16 protein-coding genes are annotated in these 17390 nt (G+C 67.9%); 5 read left to right on the forward strand and 11 right to left on the reverse strand.

Going from position 1 to position 17390, the window contains the following annotated elements:
* Positions 1–2: 2 nt before the first annotated feature.
* Both pgaC and pgaD read left to right on the forward strand, forming a co-directional pair.
* Positions 3–1250 carry a poly-beta-1,6-N-acetyl-D-glucosamine synthase gene (pgaC, locus tag AC3ITM_RS12465; RefSeq protein WP_489265379.1) on the forward strand — a complete coding sequence of 416 codons (1248 nt, stop codon included), beginning with the start codon at positions 3–5 and terminating at the stop codon, positions 1248–1250.
* Complete coding sequence (gene pgaD, locus AC3ITM_RS12470) at positions 1247–1726, forward strand: poly-beta-1,6-N-acetyl-D-glucosamine biosynthesis protein PgaD (RefSeq protein ID WP_489265381.1); 480 nt, start codon at positions 1247–1249, stop codon at positions 1724–1726. The genes pgaC and pgaD overlap by 4 nt, the downstream gene beginning before the upstream one ends.
* Before the next feature lie 73 nt (positions 1727–1799).
* Here the strand turns inward: pgaD and AC3ITM_RS12475 are convergent, their stop codons facing one another.
* The 11 genes from AC3ITM_RS12475 to AC3ITM_RS12525 form a co-directional block, all read right to left on the reverse strand.
* Entirely contained in the window at positions 1800–3062 is a 1263-nt protein-coding gene (locus tag AC3ITM_RS12475; protein WP_489265383.1) for a glutamate-5-semialdehyde dehydrogenase, read from the reverse strand.
* Between the two features lie 90 nt (positions 3063–3152).
* Positions 3153–4301: a glutamate 5-kinase gene (proB, locus tag AC3ITM_RS12480; RefSeq protein ID WP_489270101.1), complete on the reverse strand. Its 1149-nt coding sequence runs from the start codon at positions 4299–4301 to the stop codon at positions 3153–3155.
* Between the two features lie 14 nt (positions 4302–4315).
* Positions 4316–4576: a YciI family protein gene (locus tag AC3ITM_RS12485; protein WP_489265385.1), complete on the reverse strand. Its 261-nt coding sequence runs from the start codon at positions 4574–4576 to the stop codon at positions 4316–4318.
* Positions 4577–4656: 80 nt separating this feature from the next.
* A complete protein-coding gene (locus AC3ITM_RS12490) occupies positions 4657–5952 on the reverse strand; it encodes an argininosuccinate lyase (protein WP_489265387.1) in 1296 nt (431 codons plus the stop codon).
* Between the two features lie 70 nt (positions 5953–6022).
* Positions 6023–6979 carry an N-acetyl-gamma-glutamyl-phosphate reductase gene (gene argC / locus AC3ITM_RS12495; RefSeq protein WP_489265389.1) on the reverse strand — a complete coding sequence of 319 codons (957 nt, stop codon included), beginning with the start codon at positions 6977–6979 and terminating at the stop codon, positions 6023–6025.
* Positions 6976–7575, reverse strand: a complete 600-nt coding sequence (locus tag AC3ITM_RS12500) for a GNAT family N-acetyltransferase (protein WP_489265390.1) — start codon at positions 7573–7575, stop codon at positions 6976–6978. The genes argC and AC3ITM_RS12500 overlap by 4 nt, the downstream gene beginning before the upstream one ends.
* 4 nt (positions 7576–7579) lie before the next feature.
* The gene (locus tag AC3ITM_RS12505; protein ID WP_489265391.1) at positions 7580–8905 is read right to left on the reverse strand and encodes an acetylglutamate kinase; all 1326 of its coding nucleotides are present in this window, start codon (positions 8903–8905) and stop codon (positions 7580–7582) included.
* A gap of 73 nt (positions 8906–8978) precedes the next feature.
* Positions 8979–10067, reverse strand: coding sequence for an acetylornithine deacetylase (locus AC3ITM_RS12510; protein WP_489265393.1), 1089 nt, complete (start codon positions 10065–10067; stop codon positions 8979–8981).
* Positions 10068–10216: 149 nt separating this feature from the next.
* Complete coding sequence (locus AC3ITM_RS12515; protein WP_489265395.1) at positions 10217–11410, reverse strand: argininosuccinate synthase; 1194 nt, start codon at positions 11408–11410, stop codon at positions 10217–10219.
* Positions 11411–11539: 129 nt separating this feature from the next.
* Positions 11540–12550, reverse strand: coding sequence for an N-acetylornithine carbamoyltransferase (locus AC3ITM_RS12520; protein WP_489265396.1), 1011 nt, complete (start codon positions 12548–12550; stop codon positions 11540–11542).
* Positions 12551–12910: 360 nt separating this feature from the next.
* Positions 12911–13474: a hypothetical protein gene (locus AC3ITM_RS12525; RefSeq protein WP_228884478.1), complete on the reverse strand. Its 564-nt coding sequence runs from the start codon at positions 13472–13474 to the stop codon at positions 12911–12913.
* Positions 13475–13681: 207 nt separating this feature from the next.
* Here AC3ITM_RS12525 and cysS point away from each other — a divergent pair, with 207 nt between their 5' ends.
* The 3 genes from cysS to AC3ITM_RS12540 all read left to right on the forward strand — a co-directional run bounded on the left by cysS (position 13682) and on the right by AC3ITM_RS12540 (position 17062).
* Positions 13682–15268: a cysteine--tRNA ligase gene (cysS, locus tag AC3ITM_RS12530; RefSeq protein ID WP_489265397.1), complete on the forward strand. Its 1587-nt coding sequence runs from the start codon at positions 13682–13684 to the stop codon at positions 15266–15268.
* Between the two features lie 94 nt (positions 15269–15362).
* Positions 15363–15812: a SufE family protein gene (locus tag AC3ITM_RS12535; protein ID WP_489265398.1), complete on the forward strand. Its 450-nt coding sequence runs from the start codon at positions 15363–15365 to the stop codon at positions 15810–15812.
* The gene (locus tag AC3ITM_RS12540) at positions 15809–17062 is read left to right on the forward strand and encodes an MFS transporter (RefSeq protein WP_489265399.1); all 1254 of its coding nucleotides are present in this window, start codon (positions 15809–15811) and stop codon (positions 17060–17062) included. The genes AC3ITM_RS12535 and AC3ITM_RS12540 overlap by 4 nt, the downstream gene beginning before the upstream one ends.
* Positions 17063–17390: the final 328 nt, after the last annotated feature.

Here is a 17390-nt window from a genome sequence, read left to right on the forward strand (position 1 = left end):
CCATGCATCCGTTCCTCTATGCCCTGTTCCAGTTCGCCTTCTTCTATCCCATGGTGATGGCGTTCTTCTGGATGTCCGGCGGGCTGTATTACTTCTTCCGGCGCGAACGCAAGGCGCGCGACCGCAGCGACCCGCCGCCGATGGCCGCCTACCCATTCGCCTCGATCCTGATTCCCTGCCACAACGAGGCCGACAACCTGGCCGACACGCTGGGCGCGGCGCTGCGGCAGAACTACCCGGACTTCGAAGTGATCGCCATCAACGATGGCAGCAGCGACGATACCGGCCCGCGCCTGGATGCCATGGCCGCCCTGCACCCGCGGCTGCGCGTGGTGCACCTGGACCGCAACCTGGGCAAGGCCAATGCGCTGCGCATGGGCGCGCTGGCGGCGCGTTCGGAATACCTGGTGTGCATCGACGGCGATGCGATGCTGGAGGAATACGCCACCCACTGGATGGTCTGGCACCTGACCAGCGGCCCGCGCGTGGGCGCGGTCACCGGCAACCCGCGCATCCGCAACCGCTCCACCCTGCTGGGGCGGCTGCAGGTGGCCGAGTTCTCCTCGATCATCGGCATGATCAAGCGCGCCCAGCGCGTATACGGGCGCATCTTCACCATCTCCGGGGTGATCGCCGGGTTCCGCCGCACCGCGCTGCACCGCATCGGCTACTGGGCCGATGACATGGTCACCGAGGACATCGACATCAGCTGGCGCCTGCAGCTGGACCACTGGGACATCCGCTACGAACCCAATGCGCTGTGCTTCATCCTGATGCCTGAAACCCTCAGGGGCCTGTGGCGGCAGCGCCTGCGCTGGGCCCAGGGCGGCGTGGAAGTGCTGCTGCGGCATGGCCGCTCGCTGTTCGACTGGCGCAAGCGGCGGATGTGGGGCGTGCTGCTGGAGTACATCCTGAGCGTGCTGTGGGCCTACACCATGCTGGCCATCATCGTGCTGTGGGCGCTGGGCAAGTTCCTGCCAATGCCGCCGGACCTGTACATCGCCACCCTGCTGCCGCAGTGGCATGGGGTGGTCCTGGCACTGGTATGCCTGCTGCAGTTCGCCAGCAGCCTGATCATCGACCGTCGTTACGAAACCCATATCGGGCGCAATTACTTCTGGGTGATCTGGTACCCGATGGCGTATTGGTTGATCAGCCTGTTCACGACCCTGGTGGCCTTCCCCAAGACGCTGTTAAAGCGCCGTGGCAAGCGGGCGGTCTGGGTCAGTCCTGACCGGGGTATCCGATGAACACCGTCAAATCCACCCGTCGTTTCGACTCGCGCCTGATCCAGAAACCGCACCGCCAGCCGCGGCTGCAGCGCACTGCCTGGGGCTTTGTGACCCTGGCGTTCTGGGGCTTCTATTTTTACCTGTGGGCACCGTTGGTGACCCTGCTGTCCTGGCTGCTCGGCGGCCGCCTGGCCTGGCTGCAGCTGTATGAGTACAAGCAGGCCGTGGACCCGTTCGTGCTGATCGCCCTGCCGGTGATGCTGGTGTGCTGTGCCGCGCTGTTGATCGCCTGGGCCGAGTACAACCGGCTGCGTTTTGCCGGCAAGGAACGCCGCCTGCCGCATCAGGACGCGCCGCTGGCCGATATCGCCCGCGACCTGGGCGCCAGCCCGGCGCTGGCTGCGCACCTGGCCGGCAGCAAGTCGGTCACCCTGCACATGGATGACCATGCCCGGCCGGTGGGGCTGACCACGCAAGCGCTGGCGGCCGGCTGAAGCCGCGCCGCGCAGGAAGTGGCTGCCGTAGCGCCGGGCCCTGCCCGGCTGTTGCGGCCGCCGGCGCGGTTGCTCACACCCGCGTCTGCCCGTCCCCACGCACCACGAACCGCTCCACGGTAAGCGCCTCCAGGCCCATCGGGCCATAGGCGTGCAGGCGGGTGGTGGAGATGCCGATCTCCGCGCCCAGGCCCAGTTCGCCACCGTCGGAAAACCGCGACGACGCATTGACCATCACCACCGCCGACCGCAGCGACTGCACGAAACGCTCGGCGGCCCGCGCATCCTCGGTGGCGATCACCTCGGTGTGGTCCGAGCTGTACTGCTGGATATGCGCCAATGCCTGGTCCAGGTCATCGACCACGCGCACCGCGATGATCAGGTCCAGGTATTCGGCCGCGTAGTCCTCCTCGGTGGCCGGCTGCGCATCGGGCAGCCACGCGCGCGCGCGCGCATCGGCGCGCACCTGCACGCCGCGCCCGGCCAGCGCCTGCGCGGCCAGCGGCAGGAAGCCTGCGGCGATGTCGGCATGCACCAGCAGGGTTTCCAGCGAATTGCAGGCTGACGGCCGGCTGCACTTGCCGTCCACCAGCAGGCCCAGCGCACGCTGCAGGTCCGCGGCGCGGTCCACGTACAGGTGGCAGACGCCCTTGTAGTGCTTGATCACCGGCACCCGCGCGTGTTCGGCCACGAAACGGATCAGCCCCTCGCCGCCGCGCGGGATCGCCAGGTCGACCAGGTCGTTGAGCTGCAGCAGGGTCAGCATGGTCTCCCGGCGCAGATCCTCCACCAGGGTCAGCGCGGCCTCGGCTACCCCGGCCTGGCGCAGCGCGCGCCGGAGCGCGGCGGCGATGGCGGTATTGGAGTGGATCGCCTCCGAACCGCCGCGCAGGATCACCCCGTTGCCGGCCTTGATGCACAGCGCGGCCGCATCGGCGGTCACGTTCGGGCGGGCTTCGTAGATCATCGCGATCACCCCCAGCGGCACGCGCACCTTCTGCACGCGGATGCCGTTGGGGCGCACTTCGTCGCGGGTGACCTGACCGACCGGATCGGGCAACGCGGCCACCTCGCGCAATGCCGCGGCGATGCCGGCCAGGCGTTGCCGGTTCAGCGCCAGGCGATCGAGCATCGCCGTGCCCACGCCCTTCTGCGCGGCCGCCGCCAGGTCGCGTTGGTTCGCCGCCAGGATCGCATCGGCATCGGCTTCCAGCGCGGCGGCCATCGCCTCCAGCAGCGCCGTCTTGGCGGTGGACGACAGCTGCGCCAGTTGCCGGGCAGCATCCCGGCAGGCCAGCGCCTGGGTGCGGATGTCGTGTTGCGAACTGGCGTCCATCTCAATATCCTCGGGAAAAGCAGGGTAGAGCCACGCCATGCGTGGCTGCGGGATGTCGAACGTGCCCAGGCGTCCCCGGCAGGACACCGGTCACAGCAGCACCAGGTCGTCGCGGTGGATCACGTTGCCACCGTAGTTGTAGCCGAGCACGCTTTCGATGTCGCGCGAGTGGCGGCCGGCGATGCGGCGGATGTCGCTGGCCGAATACTGGCTGACCCCGCGCGCCAGCCGCACCTCGCCGCCGGCATCGCGCAGGCGTACTTCGACCATGTCGCCGCGGCGGAAGTCGCCGTCGGCACCGCGTACGCCGCCGGGCAGCAGCGAGGCGCCCTTGTCGCGCAGCGCGTTGGCGGCGCCGTCGTCGACCAGGATCGCGCCCGGCTCCAGCGGCGCATGGCGCAGCCAGTACTTGCGCGCGGCCACCCGGGTCTGCCCGGCATGGATGCGCGTGCCGAACAGCCGGCCCTGCGCCAGCGCGCGCACCACATCGCTGTTGCGCCCGTTGAACAGGCAGGTATCGATACCGACCCGGCCGGCCTTGGCCGCCGCTTCCAGCTTGGTGTGCATGCCGCCGGTGCCGGCCCCGCTGCCGGCGCCGCCGGCCATCGCCAGTACCTCGACGGTCAGCTCCGGCACGTCATGGATCGGTCGAGCCTGCCGATCGCGGCGCGGGTCGGCGCTGTACAGGCCGTCGATGTCGGTGGCGATGAACAGCACGTCGGCATCGATCAGCGCGGCCACGGTGGCGGCCAGGTTGTCGTTGTCGCCGAGCTTGAGCTCATCCACCGACACGGTGTCGTTCTCGTTGACCACCGGCAACGCGCCCAGCCGCAGCAGCTCGTTGAGGGTGGCGCGCGCATTGAGGTAGCGGCGGCGGTTGCGCAGGTCGTCATGGGTCAGCAGTACCTGCGCCACCGGGCGCTCGAAGAACCGCTGCCACAGGCCGATCAGCTGCGCCTGGCCGAGCGCGGCCAGGGCCTGGCGCGCGGCCATCGCCGCGCCGGCTTCCAGCGCGCGCGGCACGATCGCGCGGCCGGCGGCGACCGCGCCCGACGACACGATCACCACCTCGCGCCCGGCCAGCACATTGGCCGAGACGAACTGGGCCAGGCCCAGCGCATGGCGGGGCGACAACCCGCCGCCATCGGCGGCCAGCAGGCTGCTGCCCACCTTCAGCACCGCGCGCTTCCAGTTCGGCACGGGTTGTTCGGGAAACGGCGATTGCACGGTCGGGCTCATCAGGTGGGCATGCCTCAGCGCGTGTTCCATTCGTGGATGCTGGCGGTGGCACTGCCGTGCACCAGCAACGGATCGGTGGCCACCAGCGCCTGCGCGGCGGCAAGGTCGGCGATGCCCCGCAGCACATAGGCGCCGCCGCTCTTGTCGCTGAAGCCGCCGGTCAGCCCCAGCTGGCCGCGGGCGCGTAGGTCGTCGAGGAAGCGTACGTGCTCGGCGCCGACGTCATCGCGGAAGGCCGGGGTGCGTTTGACCAGGACCAGGTAGCAGGTTTCCATGTGGGTTCCTTGGAGTTTCAATTGCCGGGCCGCGCCCGGCGTTGCATGCAGAAACGGCGGCCCTGCGGCCGCCGTCGTGATTACACCAATGCGGCCCAGCGCGCGCGCAGGTCGTCCAGCCGCAGGTCCGCGGCCGCGCCGGGCGAGACGCGCGCGGCCAGGCTGCCCTCGGGCGTGCGCCCCTGCCCTGCACTGTCGGCACCGGCCGCAGCGGCCTTGTAGGCCTCGCGGAACGGTACCCCGGCCACGGCCGCTTCCACGGCCACGTCGGTGGCATACATGCCCGAGTCGATCGCCGCGCGCAGTTTGTCCTGGCGCCATTCCAGGTTGGCCAGCAACGCCGGCAGCAGCTCCAGCGCGGCCAGGCCGCGGCCGAAACCGTGCACGATCGCGCCCTTGCTGCTCTGCAGGTCGCGGTGGTAGCCGGACGGCAGCGACAGCAGCTGTTCGATCTCGGTGCGCGCGGCGGCCACGCTGGCGTGGGTGGCGCGCATCAGTTCGATCACGTCCGGGTTGCGCTTGTTGGGCATGATCGAGCTGCCGGTGGTGTACTGCGCCGGCAGCGCGACGAAGCCGAACTCGCCGCTGGTGAACAGCGACAGGTCCCAGGCGATCCGGCGCAGGTCCAGGGTGGCCCCGCCCAGGGCTTCCAGCGCGGCCAGTTCGAACTTGCCGCGCGACAGCTGCGCATAGATCGGCGACACCTGCAGGCGCGCAAAGCCGAGCGCGGCGGTGGTGTGGGCGCGGTCCAGCGGCAGGTTGACGCCGTAGCCGGCGGCGGTGCCCAGCGGGTTGGCATCGATCAGCGCGAAGGTATCGCCGGCGCGGATCGCGTTGTCGATGAAGGCTTCGGCCCAACCGGCCCACCACATGCCCGCCGAGGACACCACGGCGCGCTGGATGTGGGTGTAGCCGGGCACCGGCAGGTCCTTCTCGGCCTCGGCCCGGTCCAGCGCGACCTTGGCGATCTCGCGGCTCAGGCCGGCCACCTGCAGCAGCTTGTCCTTCAGCCACAGCCGGGTGGCCACCAGGATCTGGTCGTTGCGGCTGCGCCCGGTGTGGATCTTGCGGCCGGCATCGCCGAGGCGCTCGGTCAGGCGGGCTTCGATTGCCGAATGGCAATCCTCGAAGCGCTCATCCAGCACGAATGCACCGCTGCGGAAATCGGCACCCAGCACGTCCAGCTCGCGCAGCAGGCCATCCAGCTCGTCGCTGGACAGGATGCCGATGTGCTGCAGGCCCTGTGCGTGCGCCTTGCTGGCGGCAACGTCATACAGGAAGAACTCGCGATCCAGGATCACGTCATCGCCGGCCAGGAAGGTCTGGATCTTGGCGTCGACGGCGACGCCCGGCTTCTGCCACAGAAGGTCTGCCATGTCTTGCTCCGTTGGCGGAATCGCTCCGCCGGGTTGTGCGCGCACCGCTGCCGGTGCACGCCGGAAGGGTTCAGTGCGGGATCGCGGCCAGTTCGTCCAGGCCCAGCGCCAGGTTGAGGTTCTGCATGGCCTGGGTGGCCGCGCCCTTGAGCAGGTTGTCCAGGGTGGCCACCACCACCAGCCGCTTGCCGCCCGGGGCCACGTCGAAGCCGCCGATCTGCACGCCATGGCGGCCTGCGATGCGGCTGACCCATGGCGCTTCATCGAGCACCTCGATCAGCGGCTCGCCGGCGTAGTACGCCTGGTACCGCCCGATCACGTCCTCGCGCTTGACCGCCTGCTGCAACCACAGGTTGACGGTCATGGTGATGCCGCGGAAATGCGGCGCCACGTGCGGCATGAACTCCACCGGTACGCGCAGGTGCGCGGTGACTTCTCGCTCGTGCATATGGTTGGTCAGCGCATACGGCATCAGGTTGTCGCGCAGCAGCTCGGGGTTGTTCTTGTCCGACGGGCTGGTGCCGGCACCGGAGTAACCGGACACCCCGAAGCACTGCGGCGGGCCGGCCAGTTCCGTGAGCAGCGGGCTGATCGCCAGCTGCATGGCCGTGGCGTAGCAACCGGGGTTGCTGATCCGCTTCTGGCCCAGGTAGCCGCCGCGGGTCAGCTCGGGCAGGCCGTAGTACCAGCTGCCGTCGAAGCGATGATCGGCCGACAGGTCCACGATCACCGTGCCCGGGCTGGCCGCATCCAGCGCGGCGACGAACGGCGCCGACAGGCCATTGGGCAACGCCAGGATCACCGCGTCCATGCCCTTGGCGGCGACGGCGTCGGCGTCCAGGTTTTCGAACTGCAGGTCACCGTGCCAGTCGGCGTGGTGGTCGGCCACGCGCTGCCCGGCCAGCTCGCGCGAGGACACAAAGCCCAGCTGCAGGCCCGGATGCGCGGCGATCAGCTTGATCAGTTCGGCGCCGGTATGGCCGCGGGCGCCGACGATGCCGACGGTGAACGGCGTGGAGGTGCTCATGCGTGTGCGTCCAGGCGGTGCTGCAGGTGGCGCTTCACGCCCTGCCACTCCGCATCGATGATGGAAAAGATGACGGTGTCGCGCGGGGTGCCGTCCGGATGCCGCTTGTGGTTGCGCAGCACGCCGTCCTGCTTGGCGCCCAGCCGCGCGATGGCGGTGCGCGAGGTGAAGTTGAACCAGCTGGTTTCAAACACCACGCTCAGGCAGTTCAGCCGCTCGAAGGCGTGGGTGAGCAGCATCAGCTTGGTTTCGGTGTTGATGCCGGTGCGCTGCGCGGCCTGCCCATACCAGGTGTAGCCGATGCTCAGGCGCGGCACTTCTTCTTCCATGGCGTAATAACGGGTGGTGCCGACCACCTCGTCGGCGGCATTGAGCACCACGAACGGCAGCACCTTGCCGTCGGCCTGGGCCTGCAGCGCGGCCTGTACATAGCCGGTCATGGTCTTGGCGCTGGGCACCTGGGTGTACCAGAGGCCGGACAGCGCGCCATCGCCCAATGCACCGCGCAGGCCGTCGATATGCGCCATCTGCAGCGGCTCCAGCCGCGCGTGCGTCCCGGCCAGGGTGGGAACGCGGGTCCAATCGGCATGATTCATCGGTTCAGCCCTCCAGGCTGGGGGTGCGCACGGCGCAGTGATCGACATAGGTCTTGATCCGCTCGAAGCCGTCGGCACCGAACCAGAACACTTTCCAGTGGCCCTGCTTGTAGCAGCCATCGGATTCGGCGTAGTAGAAGTGGTTGATCGGGTTGCCGTGGCGCGAGCGCCAGAACAGCTGCGGGGTTTCATCGAGCATCACATTCCATACCGCCCGGCCCAGGCCCTCGCCCTGCGCATCGTCGAGCACGGCGAACTTGTCCAGGTACACGCCTTCGGCTTCGTCGGTGAGGATCACCGCGGCGCGGTAGTTCTCGCTGACGTAGGCGCGCAGCAGTCTGGTCTTGTCGAAGTAATCGGCCACCAGGGTGCGGCCGAAGCTGGATTCGATCAACTGCTTCAGGCGCGGCAGGTCCAGCTCGCTCCAGGCGGTGGCGCGCAGCACCTTCTCGCCCTTGCGCACCAGCGTGCCCGAGCCCTTGTGGGTGAACAGTTCCTTGGCCAGGTCGGCCGGACGGGTGATGGAGACCGACGATTCCAGCGGCAGGCGGTCCAGCAGGGCCTTGATCTGTTCGATCTTGACCCGCATGCCGCCGTGGATCCACGGCTGCTGCATCAGCGCGTCGTACTCGGTGGACAGGTTGATCGAATCGATCAGCCTGCCCTCCTCGTCCAACAGGCCGCCGGTGCCGGTCAGGAAGATGATCTTGTACGGCTGCAGTTCCTGCACCAGCTCGTTGGCGGCGAAGTCGGCGTTGACGTTGAGGATCTGCCCGCAGCGGGTTTCGCCCAGGCTGGTGATCACCGGGATCGAGCCGGCGCGCAGGCTGGCCTCGATCGGGGCGAGGTTGACCTTCTTCACTTCGCCGACCAGGCCGTAGGTGGCCTGGTCCAGGTATTCGGCTTCGAACACCCCGCCGGTGATCGAGGTGGCGCGCGCGCCGTTCTGCTGCAGGGCTTCGACCAGCTGCAGGTTGGAGGCCTGGAACACCCGGCGCACGATCGCCAGGCCTTCGGCCGAGGTCACCCGCAGGCCGTTGACGGTCTGCTTGACGATGCCGGCCGCCGACAGCTCGGCGTCCAGCTGCGGGCCGGCGCCGTGCAGCACGATCGGGGTCAGCCCGACTTCCTGCAGGAACGACAGCGAGGAAGTGAGCGCGTCCAGGTCGTCGCGCAGCACCGCGCCGCCGACCTTGACCACGGCAAAGCGTTTGGCGTCCAGCTGCGAGAAACGCTTGAGGTACTGGCTGATTTCCTTGGCGCTGGCCATGCTCGAAAGCAGGCGCACGATGGTCTGGCGGGTCTGGCGGTGGGGCTGGGAAGAAGGCATTTCGGTATCGTCACAGGCGGCCGTGGCCGCGATGGAGGTTCCGTCAGTGGCAGGCCACGACGGCGTCATTCGATCAGGCGCCGTGCGCGATGATGCGGTGCACGGACTCGGTGTAACGCTGCAGCTGCTCCAGCGTGACGAACTCATCGGCGGTATGGGCCTGGGCGATGTCGCCCGGGCCGTATACCAGGGTGGTGTAGCCCCCGGCCGAGAACAGCGAGGCTTCGGTCCAGAAGTCCACCGCGTTGCCGATCGGGATATGCAGCGCGTCGGCCACGTCGCGCGCCAGCAGGCGGCGGTTTTCCGCTTCGGCGATGTCGCCGGCCGGGAAACTGGGACCACGGAAGGTTTCGGTGAACAGCGCGGCCTCCGGTTCGGCCAAGCTGGCGAAGGTGGCCAGCAACGCGTCGATGTCCATCGACGGCAGCGGGCGGAAACCGAAGCGGACCTCGGCGGCCGGGGCGATCATGTTGGCCTTGATGCCCCCCTCCACGCGCCCGATGTTGAAGCGCAGCCCGGTCAGCCCGCCAAAGCGCGCATGCGACAGCGATTCCACATGGTCCAGCGCGCGGTTGCCCCAGCGCATGGCCTGGTGCAGCGCACTGGCCGCGGCATCCTGCTTGCCCGAGGCATGCCCGGCGCGGCCGCTGAACTGCATCAGCACCGAGCTGATGCCGCGGTGGGCGAGCACCGCTTCGCTCATGGTCGGCTCGGCCACCAGTACCGCTTCATACGGAATGCCACGTGCGAGGAAGGCTGCGATGCACCGCGGATCGTTGGCTTCCTCGTCGCTGGAGAACAGGAACGCGGCATCGCCTTCGCTGGCGTTGGCTGCGGCCACCAGTGCCGCCGCAGCGCCCTTGATGTCGCACACGCCCAGGCCGATCACGCGATCGTCCGCGCGCCGCATCACGTGCGGGTCGGCCGTCCAATGCGGCGAGTCCGGCACGGTATCCAGGTGTACGTTGAACAGGTACTTCGGCGTACCCCGCACCGCATACAGGCTGACCGCACCATCGCCATGGTCGATCACCTCCACGTTGAACCCGGGCAGGTTCGCACGCAGGTAATCGAAGATGCCGCCGGTGGTGATCGCACGCGGCGGATTGCGCGTGTCGAAGGACACGAGCTGCTGCAGGTGATCGAGTGTCTGTTCAAGCATGCGCGTAGAAATCCATCAGTGGGGGGTAGTGCCGGCCGCTGGCCGGCTCTGCAATGATCCAGCCGTGCCACGAGCCGGCCAGCGGCCGGCACTACCATCAATCAGCCCTGCCAGGCGCCGGCCAGCGGCCGGCACCACGGTGAATCGCCTCAGCGATTCACCTGCGCGTACAGCGTGGAGCTCATACCGAACAGCTTGATGAAGCCTTCTGCCTCTTCCACGCCCCAGTCGGCCGACTGCGCGTAGGTGGCGCCCTTGGTGTTGAGCAGGTGCGGCGACTTCACCGCCACCGCATCGACGCGGCCACCGCGGGTTTCCAGCACCACCTCACCGTTGACCTTGCTCTGCGAGGACTTCAGGAAGGCCTCGATGTCGGTCTTCAGCGGGTCGTGGTAGAAGCCTTCGTACACCAGCTCCACCCACTTGCGCGCCACGTCCGGCTTGAAGCGGTTCTGCTGCTTGGTCAGCACCGCATCTTCCAGCGCGCGGTGCGCGGCCAGCAGCGACACCAGGCCCGGCGCTTCGAACACGATGCGGCCCTTCAGGCCGATCACGGTGTCGCCGGTGTAGACGCCACGGCCTACGCCGTACGGGGCGAACAGCTTGTTGAGCTTGGCCAGGATCTGCTCGCCCGGCAGTGCCTTGCCGTCCAGCTCGACGGCTTCGCCTTCGACGAACTTCACGGTCACGGTGAGCGGCTCGACCGGCCATTCGCTGCGCGGGGCGCACCAGCCGCGGGCACCCTCGCCCGGCGCTTCCCAACGGTCGATCTCGCCACCGGACATGGTCAGGCCGAGCAGGTTCTCGTTGATGGTGTAGGCCTGCTGCTTGGCCCGCACGCCGAAGCCACGCGCTTCCAGGTACTTCTGCTCGTAAGCGCGGGTCTGGGTGTGTTCCTTCTGGATTTCGCGGATCGGCGCGACGATCTGGTAATCGCCCAGTGCCTTCACGGCCAGGTCGAAGCGGACCTGGTCGTTGCCCATGCCGGTGCAGCCGTGGGCGATGATGTTGGTACCCAGCTCGGCGGCGCGCTTGAGCGCGGCATCCACGATCAGGTAACGGTCGGAGACCAGCAGCGGGTACTGGCCCTGGTAGCCCTCGCCGGCCCACACGAACGGCTTGACGAATCCGCTCCAGATCGCCGGGCCACCGTCGACGGTGACGTGGCTGGTGACGCCCAGTTCGGCGGCACGCTTCTCGATGAAATCGCGCTCTTCGTCATCCACGCCGCCGGTGTCGGCGAACACGGTGTGCACGTTGTAACCGCGTTCCTGCAGGTAGGGCACGCAGAAGCTGGTGTCGAGTCCGCCGGAGAAGGCCAGGACGATGTCTTTCTTGCTCATGGGGGTCAGGTCCAAGTGGGAATGCGGTAAGAATCTGTGTTGGGGCGGGTAGAGCCACGCCATGCGTGGCTGCTCCCAGGTGGGCACCGCGAAGCCACGCATGGCGTGGCTCTACGGCCGCCGTGCTGCTTATCGTCCTGCCAGCGCCGACATGATCGCCTTCTGCACATGCAGGCGGTTTTCGGCTTCGTTGATCGCGATGCACTGCGCCGAATCCATCACCCCGTCGGTGGCCTTCACGTTGCGGCGCAGCGGCAGGCAGTGGCTGAACACGCCATTATTGGTGAGCGCCATCTTGGCCTCATCGACGATGAAGTGCTTGTACTGGTCGCGGATGGGCTTTTCCGGTTCCCAGTTACCGAAGAACGGCAGCGCGCCCCAGCTCTTGGCATAGACCACGTCGGCACCGGCGTAGGCGCTGGCGATGTCGTGGCTGACCTGCAGCGAACCGCCGCTTTCGGCCACGTTCTGCTCGGCCCAACCCATGTAACGCTCGTCCAGGACGTAGTCCGGGGTCGGGCACAGCAGGGTCACGTCCATGCCCATGCGGGTGGCGATGGTCAGCGCCGAGTTGGCCACGGCGGTGTTGAGCGGCTTGGGGTGGTAGGTCCAGGTCAGCACGTACTTCTTGCCGCGCAGGTCCTGGGTGCCGAAGTGTTCCTGCAGCGCCATCACGTGGGCCAGTTCCTGGCACGGGTGGGTGATGGTTTCCATGTTGATCACCGGCACCGGCGAGTACCGGGCGAAGCTCTTGAGCACTTCGTCTTCGCGGTCCTTGCTCCAGTCGATGAACTTCGGGAAGGCGCGCACGCCGATCAGGTCGACGTAGCGGCCCAGCACCTTGGCCACTTCGGCGATGTGCTCCTCGGTGTCCCCGTCCATCACCGAGCCCAGGTTGAATTCGATCGGCCAGGCGTCTTTGCCCGGCTGCAGCACGACCGCGTGGCCGCCCAGCTGGAACGCGCCCAGCTCGAAGCTGGTGCGGGTACGCATGGACGGGTTGAAGAACACCAGGGCAATCGACTTGCCCTTGAGCTCGTCGCCCAGCTTGTTGCGCTTGAACAGCGCGGCCTGGGTCAGCAGGGCATCCAGGTCGGTGCGGCTCCAATCCTGGGTGTTCAGGAAGTGCTTCAGGGACATCGATCGATCCTTTGCGGCTGGTTTTCCACCGTTTCCGGCGGAGGTTGGGGGCGCCGGGGCGCGTTCAGGGCTCAACAAAACGTATACAGATGAAACTTTCAAATCGTAGAAACGAAAAAACCCAGCGCGGGGGCTGGGTTTTCCGAACAGACAGCACGAAGCTCCGGTTACCCAGCGAAAATGTGGGGTTCCGGTCGGCGGGCACGCGAGGTCATGCCCGTAGCCATGCGGGCGGCGCTGGTGTCGTGCTGGAAGTCGGTGAGTTTCATGGCCGCCCATCTTTGCATGCACCCGGGGTGGGTGCAAGGCCTGGAGGGAAATCCAACCGGCAGCCAACCCAGTGCGGGCCGGCATGCCGGCTCAGGGATTGGCGGGAGCGCCCTGCTCGGCGCCGATCCAGGGGGTGATCGAGACCCGGATCTTGAGCCGGTTGCCCGGGTCCTCGGGCAGCCGCGAGCGGTACTTGGTGCCCTTGTAGACATAGTCCACGTCGTAGGCGATCGGGCGGCGGAACTCGCGGCCGACCGGGATGATCCGGCACTCGCGGGTCAGCAGCGGGCCGGGGTTGGCGGCCGGGGCCGGCGTTTCGACCACCACGCCGTCCTCTTCGCTGCCGTCTTCACGCCGGAAGATCGAGCGCACCGAGTCCATGAAGCGGCCCAGGCGGCCCTTGTCCTCCTGCGGCTCCTCGCCGGTCACATTGACCGGCGCCAGCGTGCGGGTGGAGACCGGCTCGCAATGTTCTTCGGTGCGGGTGGCACGCAGGGTCTGGAACACCGGCTCGACGTTGAGCACCTGCGCATAGTCGAACTTGACGTTCTCGACGATCACCACCCGGTTACGGACCTCGCCGTCCTGGGCGCACGCAATGAAGGCGGCACCTCCCAGCAGGCAGGCCAGCGTCAACAACGAAGCGGATTTCATTGGCAACCGGAAAGAGGACAAGAGGGATAGTTTAGGCAGTGGCGGGCACAAGGGGCTGAACATTACCCTTCCGCGACGCATCTGCCCATAGCCCGGCCCGACCGGGGGTACCCCGGCGGGTACCCGGGACGGCCGCCCGGCCCGGCGCTGGCGGCCGATGTGATCTAAAATCGAGGGCTTGCCCCCTTCCCTCCCGCCACGGCCCCCATGACCCTATACCTGCACAACAATCGGACACGCACGCTCGAACCGTTCATCCCGCTCGATCCGACCTGCCCGACCCTGTATCTGTGCGGCCCCACGGTCTACAACTACGTGCATATCGGCAACGCACGCGGCCCGGTGGTGTTCGGGGTGCTGGCCGACCTGCTGCGGCGCCGCTTCGGCGGGCTGCGCTACGCCCGCAACATCACCGACGTGGACGACAAGATCAACGCGGCGGCGCGCGAACAGAACGTGCCGATCTCCACCATCACCGGCCGTTTCGCCGCGGCCTACCGCGAGGACATGGCGGCGCTGGGCGTGACGCCGCCGGACCTGGAGCCGGAGGCCACCGCGCACATCCCGCAGATCATCGCCATGGTCGAGCAGCTGATCGCCGGCCAGCACGCCTACGTGGCCGAGGGCCATGTGCTGTTCTCGGTGGCCTCCTTCGCCAACTACGGCAAGCTGTCGGGCCGTTCGCTGGATGAGATGCTGGCCGGGGCGCGGGTGGACGTGGCCCCGTACAAGCGCGACCCGGGCGACTTCGTGCTGTGGAAGCCGTCCAGCGACGACCTGCCCGGCTGGGACTCGCCCTGGGGCCGCGGCCGCCCGGGCTGGCACATCGAGTGCTCGGCGATGGCCGCCGCGCACCTGGGCGAAACCATCGACATCCATGCCGGCGGGGTCGACCTGCAGTTCCCGCACCACGAAAACGAGGTCGCGCAGAGCGAATGCGCGCACGGCGGCAGGACCTTCGCCACGGTGTGGCTGCACAACGGCATGCTCAACTTCGGCGGCGCCAAGATGAGCAAGTCGGTCGGCAACATCGAACGGGTGCATGACCTGGTGCGCAAGTACGCGCCCGAAGCCCTGCGCTATGCGCTGCTGTCGGCCCATTACCGGCAGCCGCTGGAATGGTCCGATGGCCTGATCGAACAATCGGTGCGCACCCTGGACCGGCTGTACGGCACCCTGCGCGACCTGGCCGATGTCCAGGCCACCGCCGCGATCCCGGCCGAGATCGAAGCGGCGCTGGACGACGACCTCAATACCCCGCAGGCCCTGGCCGAACTTTCGTCGTATGCCGATAGGGCCTCCAAGCTGCATCACCGGAGGACTTGGGTCGAGAAGCATGAACGGATCGCCGAAAAGTTCTCGGCTTTGACGCGAGTTGATGCATTGGTCAACGTAGGTCTGCTTGTCAAAGTCGGCGCACTGGGTGAAGACGAGAAGCAACAATTTGAACAGGAAATCCAAGGGCTGGATCCCACGGAAATCGCTAGCAAATTGAAGGCTAGTTTGAGCCAATGGCGAACTTCACCAGAGGCTGTGGCGCAGGCCAAGTCCGCTGTTGTCGGCGCCGGCCTGGCACTGGGCCTGCTGCAGCAGGATCCGGCCGCATGGTTCGGCAACGCGCCCGGCGATGCCGACGATGACGCCCGCATCCAGGGCCTGATCGACGCGCGCAGTGCCGCCAAGCAGGCCCGCGACTTCGCCGGCGCCGATGCGATCCGCGACCAGCTGGCCGCCGAAGGCATCGTGCTGGAAGACACCGCCCAAGGGGTTCGCTGGTCGCGCAGGCGCGCCTGATTCCCCACGACATACGCCCGGCCACGGACGGCCGGGCTGCATCCCCCGCAACTGCAGGTCACCCACGGACGGCGAACACCGACCCGGAGCCCCCATGACCACCGCATCCCCGTTTCCGCTTGAACCCACCGCCGCCGACGCCCAGGCTGCCATCGCCGAGGAATTCGCCTTCTTCGGCGACTGGTCCGAGCGTTACCAGTACCTGATCGACCTTGGCCGCAAGCTGCCAGCCTTCCCCGAGGAATGGAAGACCGAACAGCACCGGCTGCTCGGCTGCCAGTCGATGGTCTGGATCGTGCCGGAAGGCAATGCGCAGGCACTGCGCTTCCATGCGATCAGTGACTCGGCGATCGTTTCCGGGCTGATCTACCTGGCGCTGCGGGTGTATTCGGGGCGCTCGGCGGCCGAGATCCTGGCCACCGAGCCGAGCTACATCCAGGACATCGGGCTGTCGCGCCACCTGTCGCCGACCCGCAGCAATGGCGTGGCGGCGATGCTGGCCTTCATCCGCGACACCGCGCAGTCGCAGCCCGCCCAGCCGTGAGCCCGGCCAGTCCGACCGACCGCGAGGACAGCGCGCTCACCCTGCTGGCCCGGCCCGGCTTTGCGCTGCTGCTGGCCTACCGGATCTGCGCGATGCTGTCCTACCAGATCGTGGCGGTGACGGTGGGCTGGCATATCTATGAAGTGACCCGCAATCCATTTTCGCTGGGCCTGGTCGGCCTGGCCGAGGTGCTGCCGTTCTTCTGCGTGGCCCCGTTCGCCGGGTACCTGGTGGACCATCTGCCGCGCCGCCGGTTGGGCATGGCCGCGGCCAGCGGGCTGGTGTTGACTGCGGTGGTGCTGACCGCCGTGACGCAGGGCTGGCTGCCGTTCCACGGGGTGTGGCCGATCTATGCGGCGATCGCCCTGACCGGGATGGTCCGCGCGTTCCTGTCGCCGATCTACAACGCGCTGTTTGCGCGGGTGCTCGAGCGCCGGCAGTACGCCCGCGGCGCCGGGCTGGGCGCGGTGGTGTTCCAGGCCGGGATGGTGCTCGGCCCGGCGCTGGGCGGGCTGCTGGTGGCCTGGGGCGGCAAGGGGGTGGCCTACGCGGTGGCAGTGGCGGTGGCGACCATCGCGCTCGGCTGCCTGGCGGCGCTGAAGGTATCCGAGCCGGTGCAGAGCGGGCCGGCCGCGCCGATCTTCAAGAGCATCGCCGAGGGCGCGCGCTTCGTGCTGGGCAACCGGATCATGGTCGGGGCGATGGCGCTGGACATGTTCTCGGTGCTGCTGGGCGGGGTGGTGGCGATGCTGCCGGCCTTCCTCAAGGAGATCCTGCACTATGGGCCGGAGGGCCTGGGCATCCTGCGCGCCGCACCGGCGCTGGGGTCGGTATGCGTGGGCCTGTGGCTGGCGCGGCGCCCGCTGCAGCGCAATGCCGGGCGGGTACTGCTGTTGGCGGTGGCCGGCTTCGGGCTGTGCGTGATCGGCTTCGGGCTGTCGCACAGTTTCTGGCTGTCGGCGCTGATCCTGCTGTTCTACGGGGCCTTCGACGGGGTGTCGGTGGTGATCCGCTCGACCATCCTGCAGCTGGCCACGCCGGAGGAAATGCGCGGGCGGGTGTCGTCGATCAACGGCATTTTCATCAGTTCCTCCAACGAGCTGGGCGCGTTCTACGCCGGCACCATGGCCCGCCTGCTGGGCCTGGTCCCGGCGGTGGTGCTGGGCGGCTTTGCGGTACTGAGCGTGGCCGGCATCACCGCCTGGAAAAACCCCACCCTGCGCCGCCTGAACCTGCGCGACCTGCAATAGCCGCGCGCACCCGGTAGTGCCGGCCGCTGGCCGGCTGCCGTTGCCGCTGCGGTTGCTATTTCGTTGCCGTTGCAGTCGGCAGGTGCCGACCGTTGGTCGGTGCGCTTTCGCCAGAGCCAAAGCGAACGCCGAAGCCCTGGTTTGCACATGTGCCTGGTTGGGGTCGCCGGGTATGGGTTTGCGGGGGACGCCGCAAGTACGTCCTTGTAGGCTTAGCAGCGCCATCCATGGCGCCGATACCCCCGCAAACCCATACCCGCCGCCCCTTCGACGGTTGGTCGGTACGCACGGGAAGGAAAAAAGTGCAGCGATGTCCGAGCCACGCTGG

Source organism: Stenotrophomonas sp. KH_029, assembly GCF_057839765.1.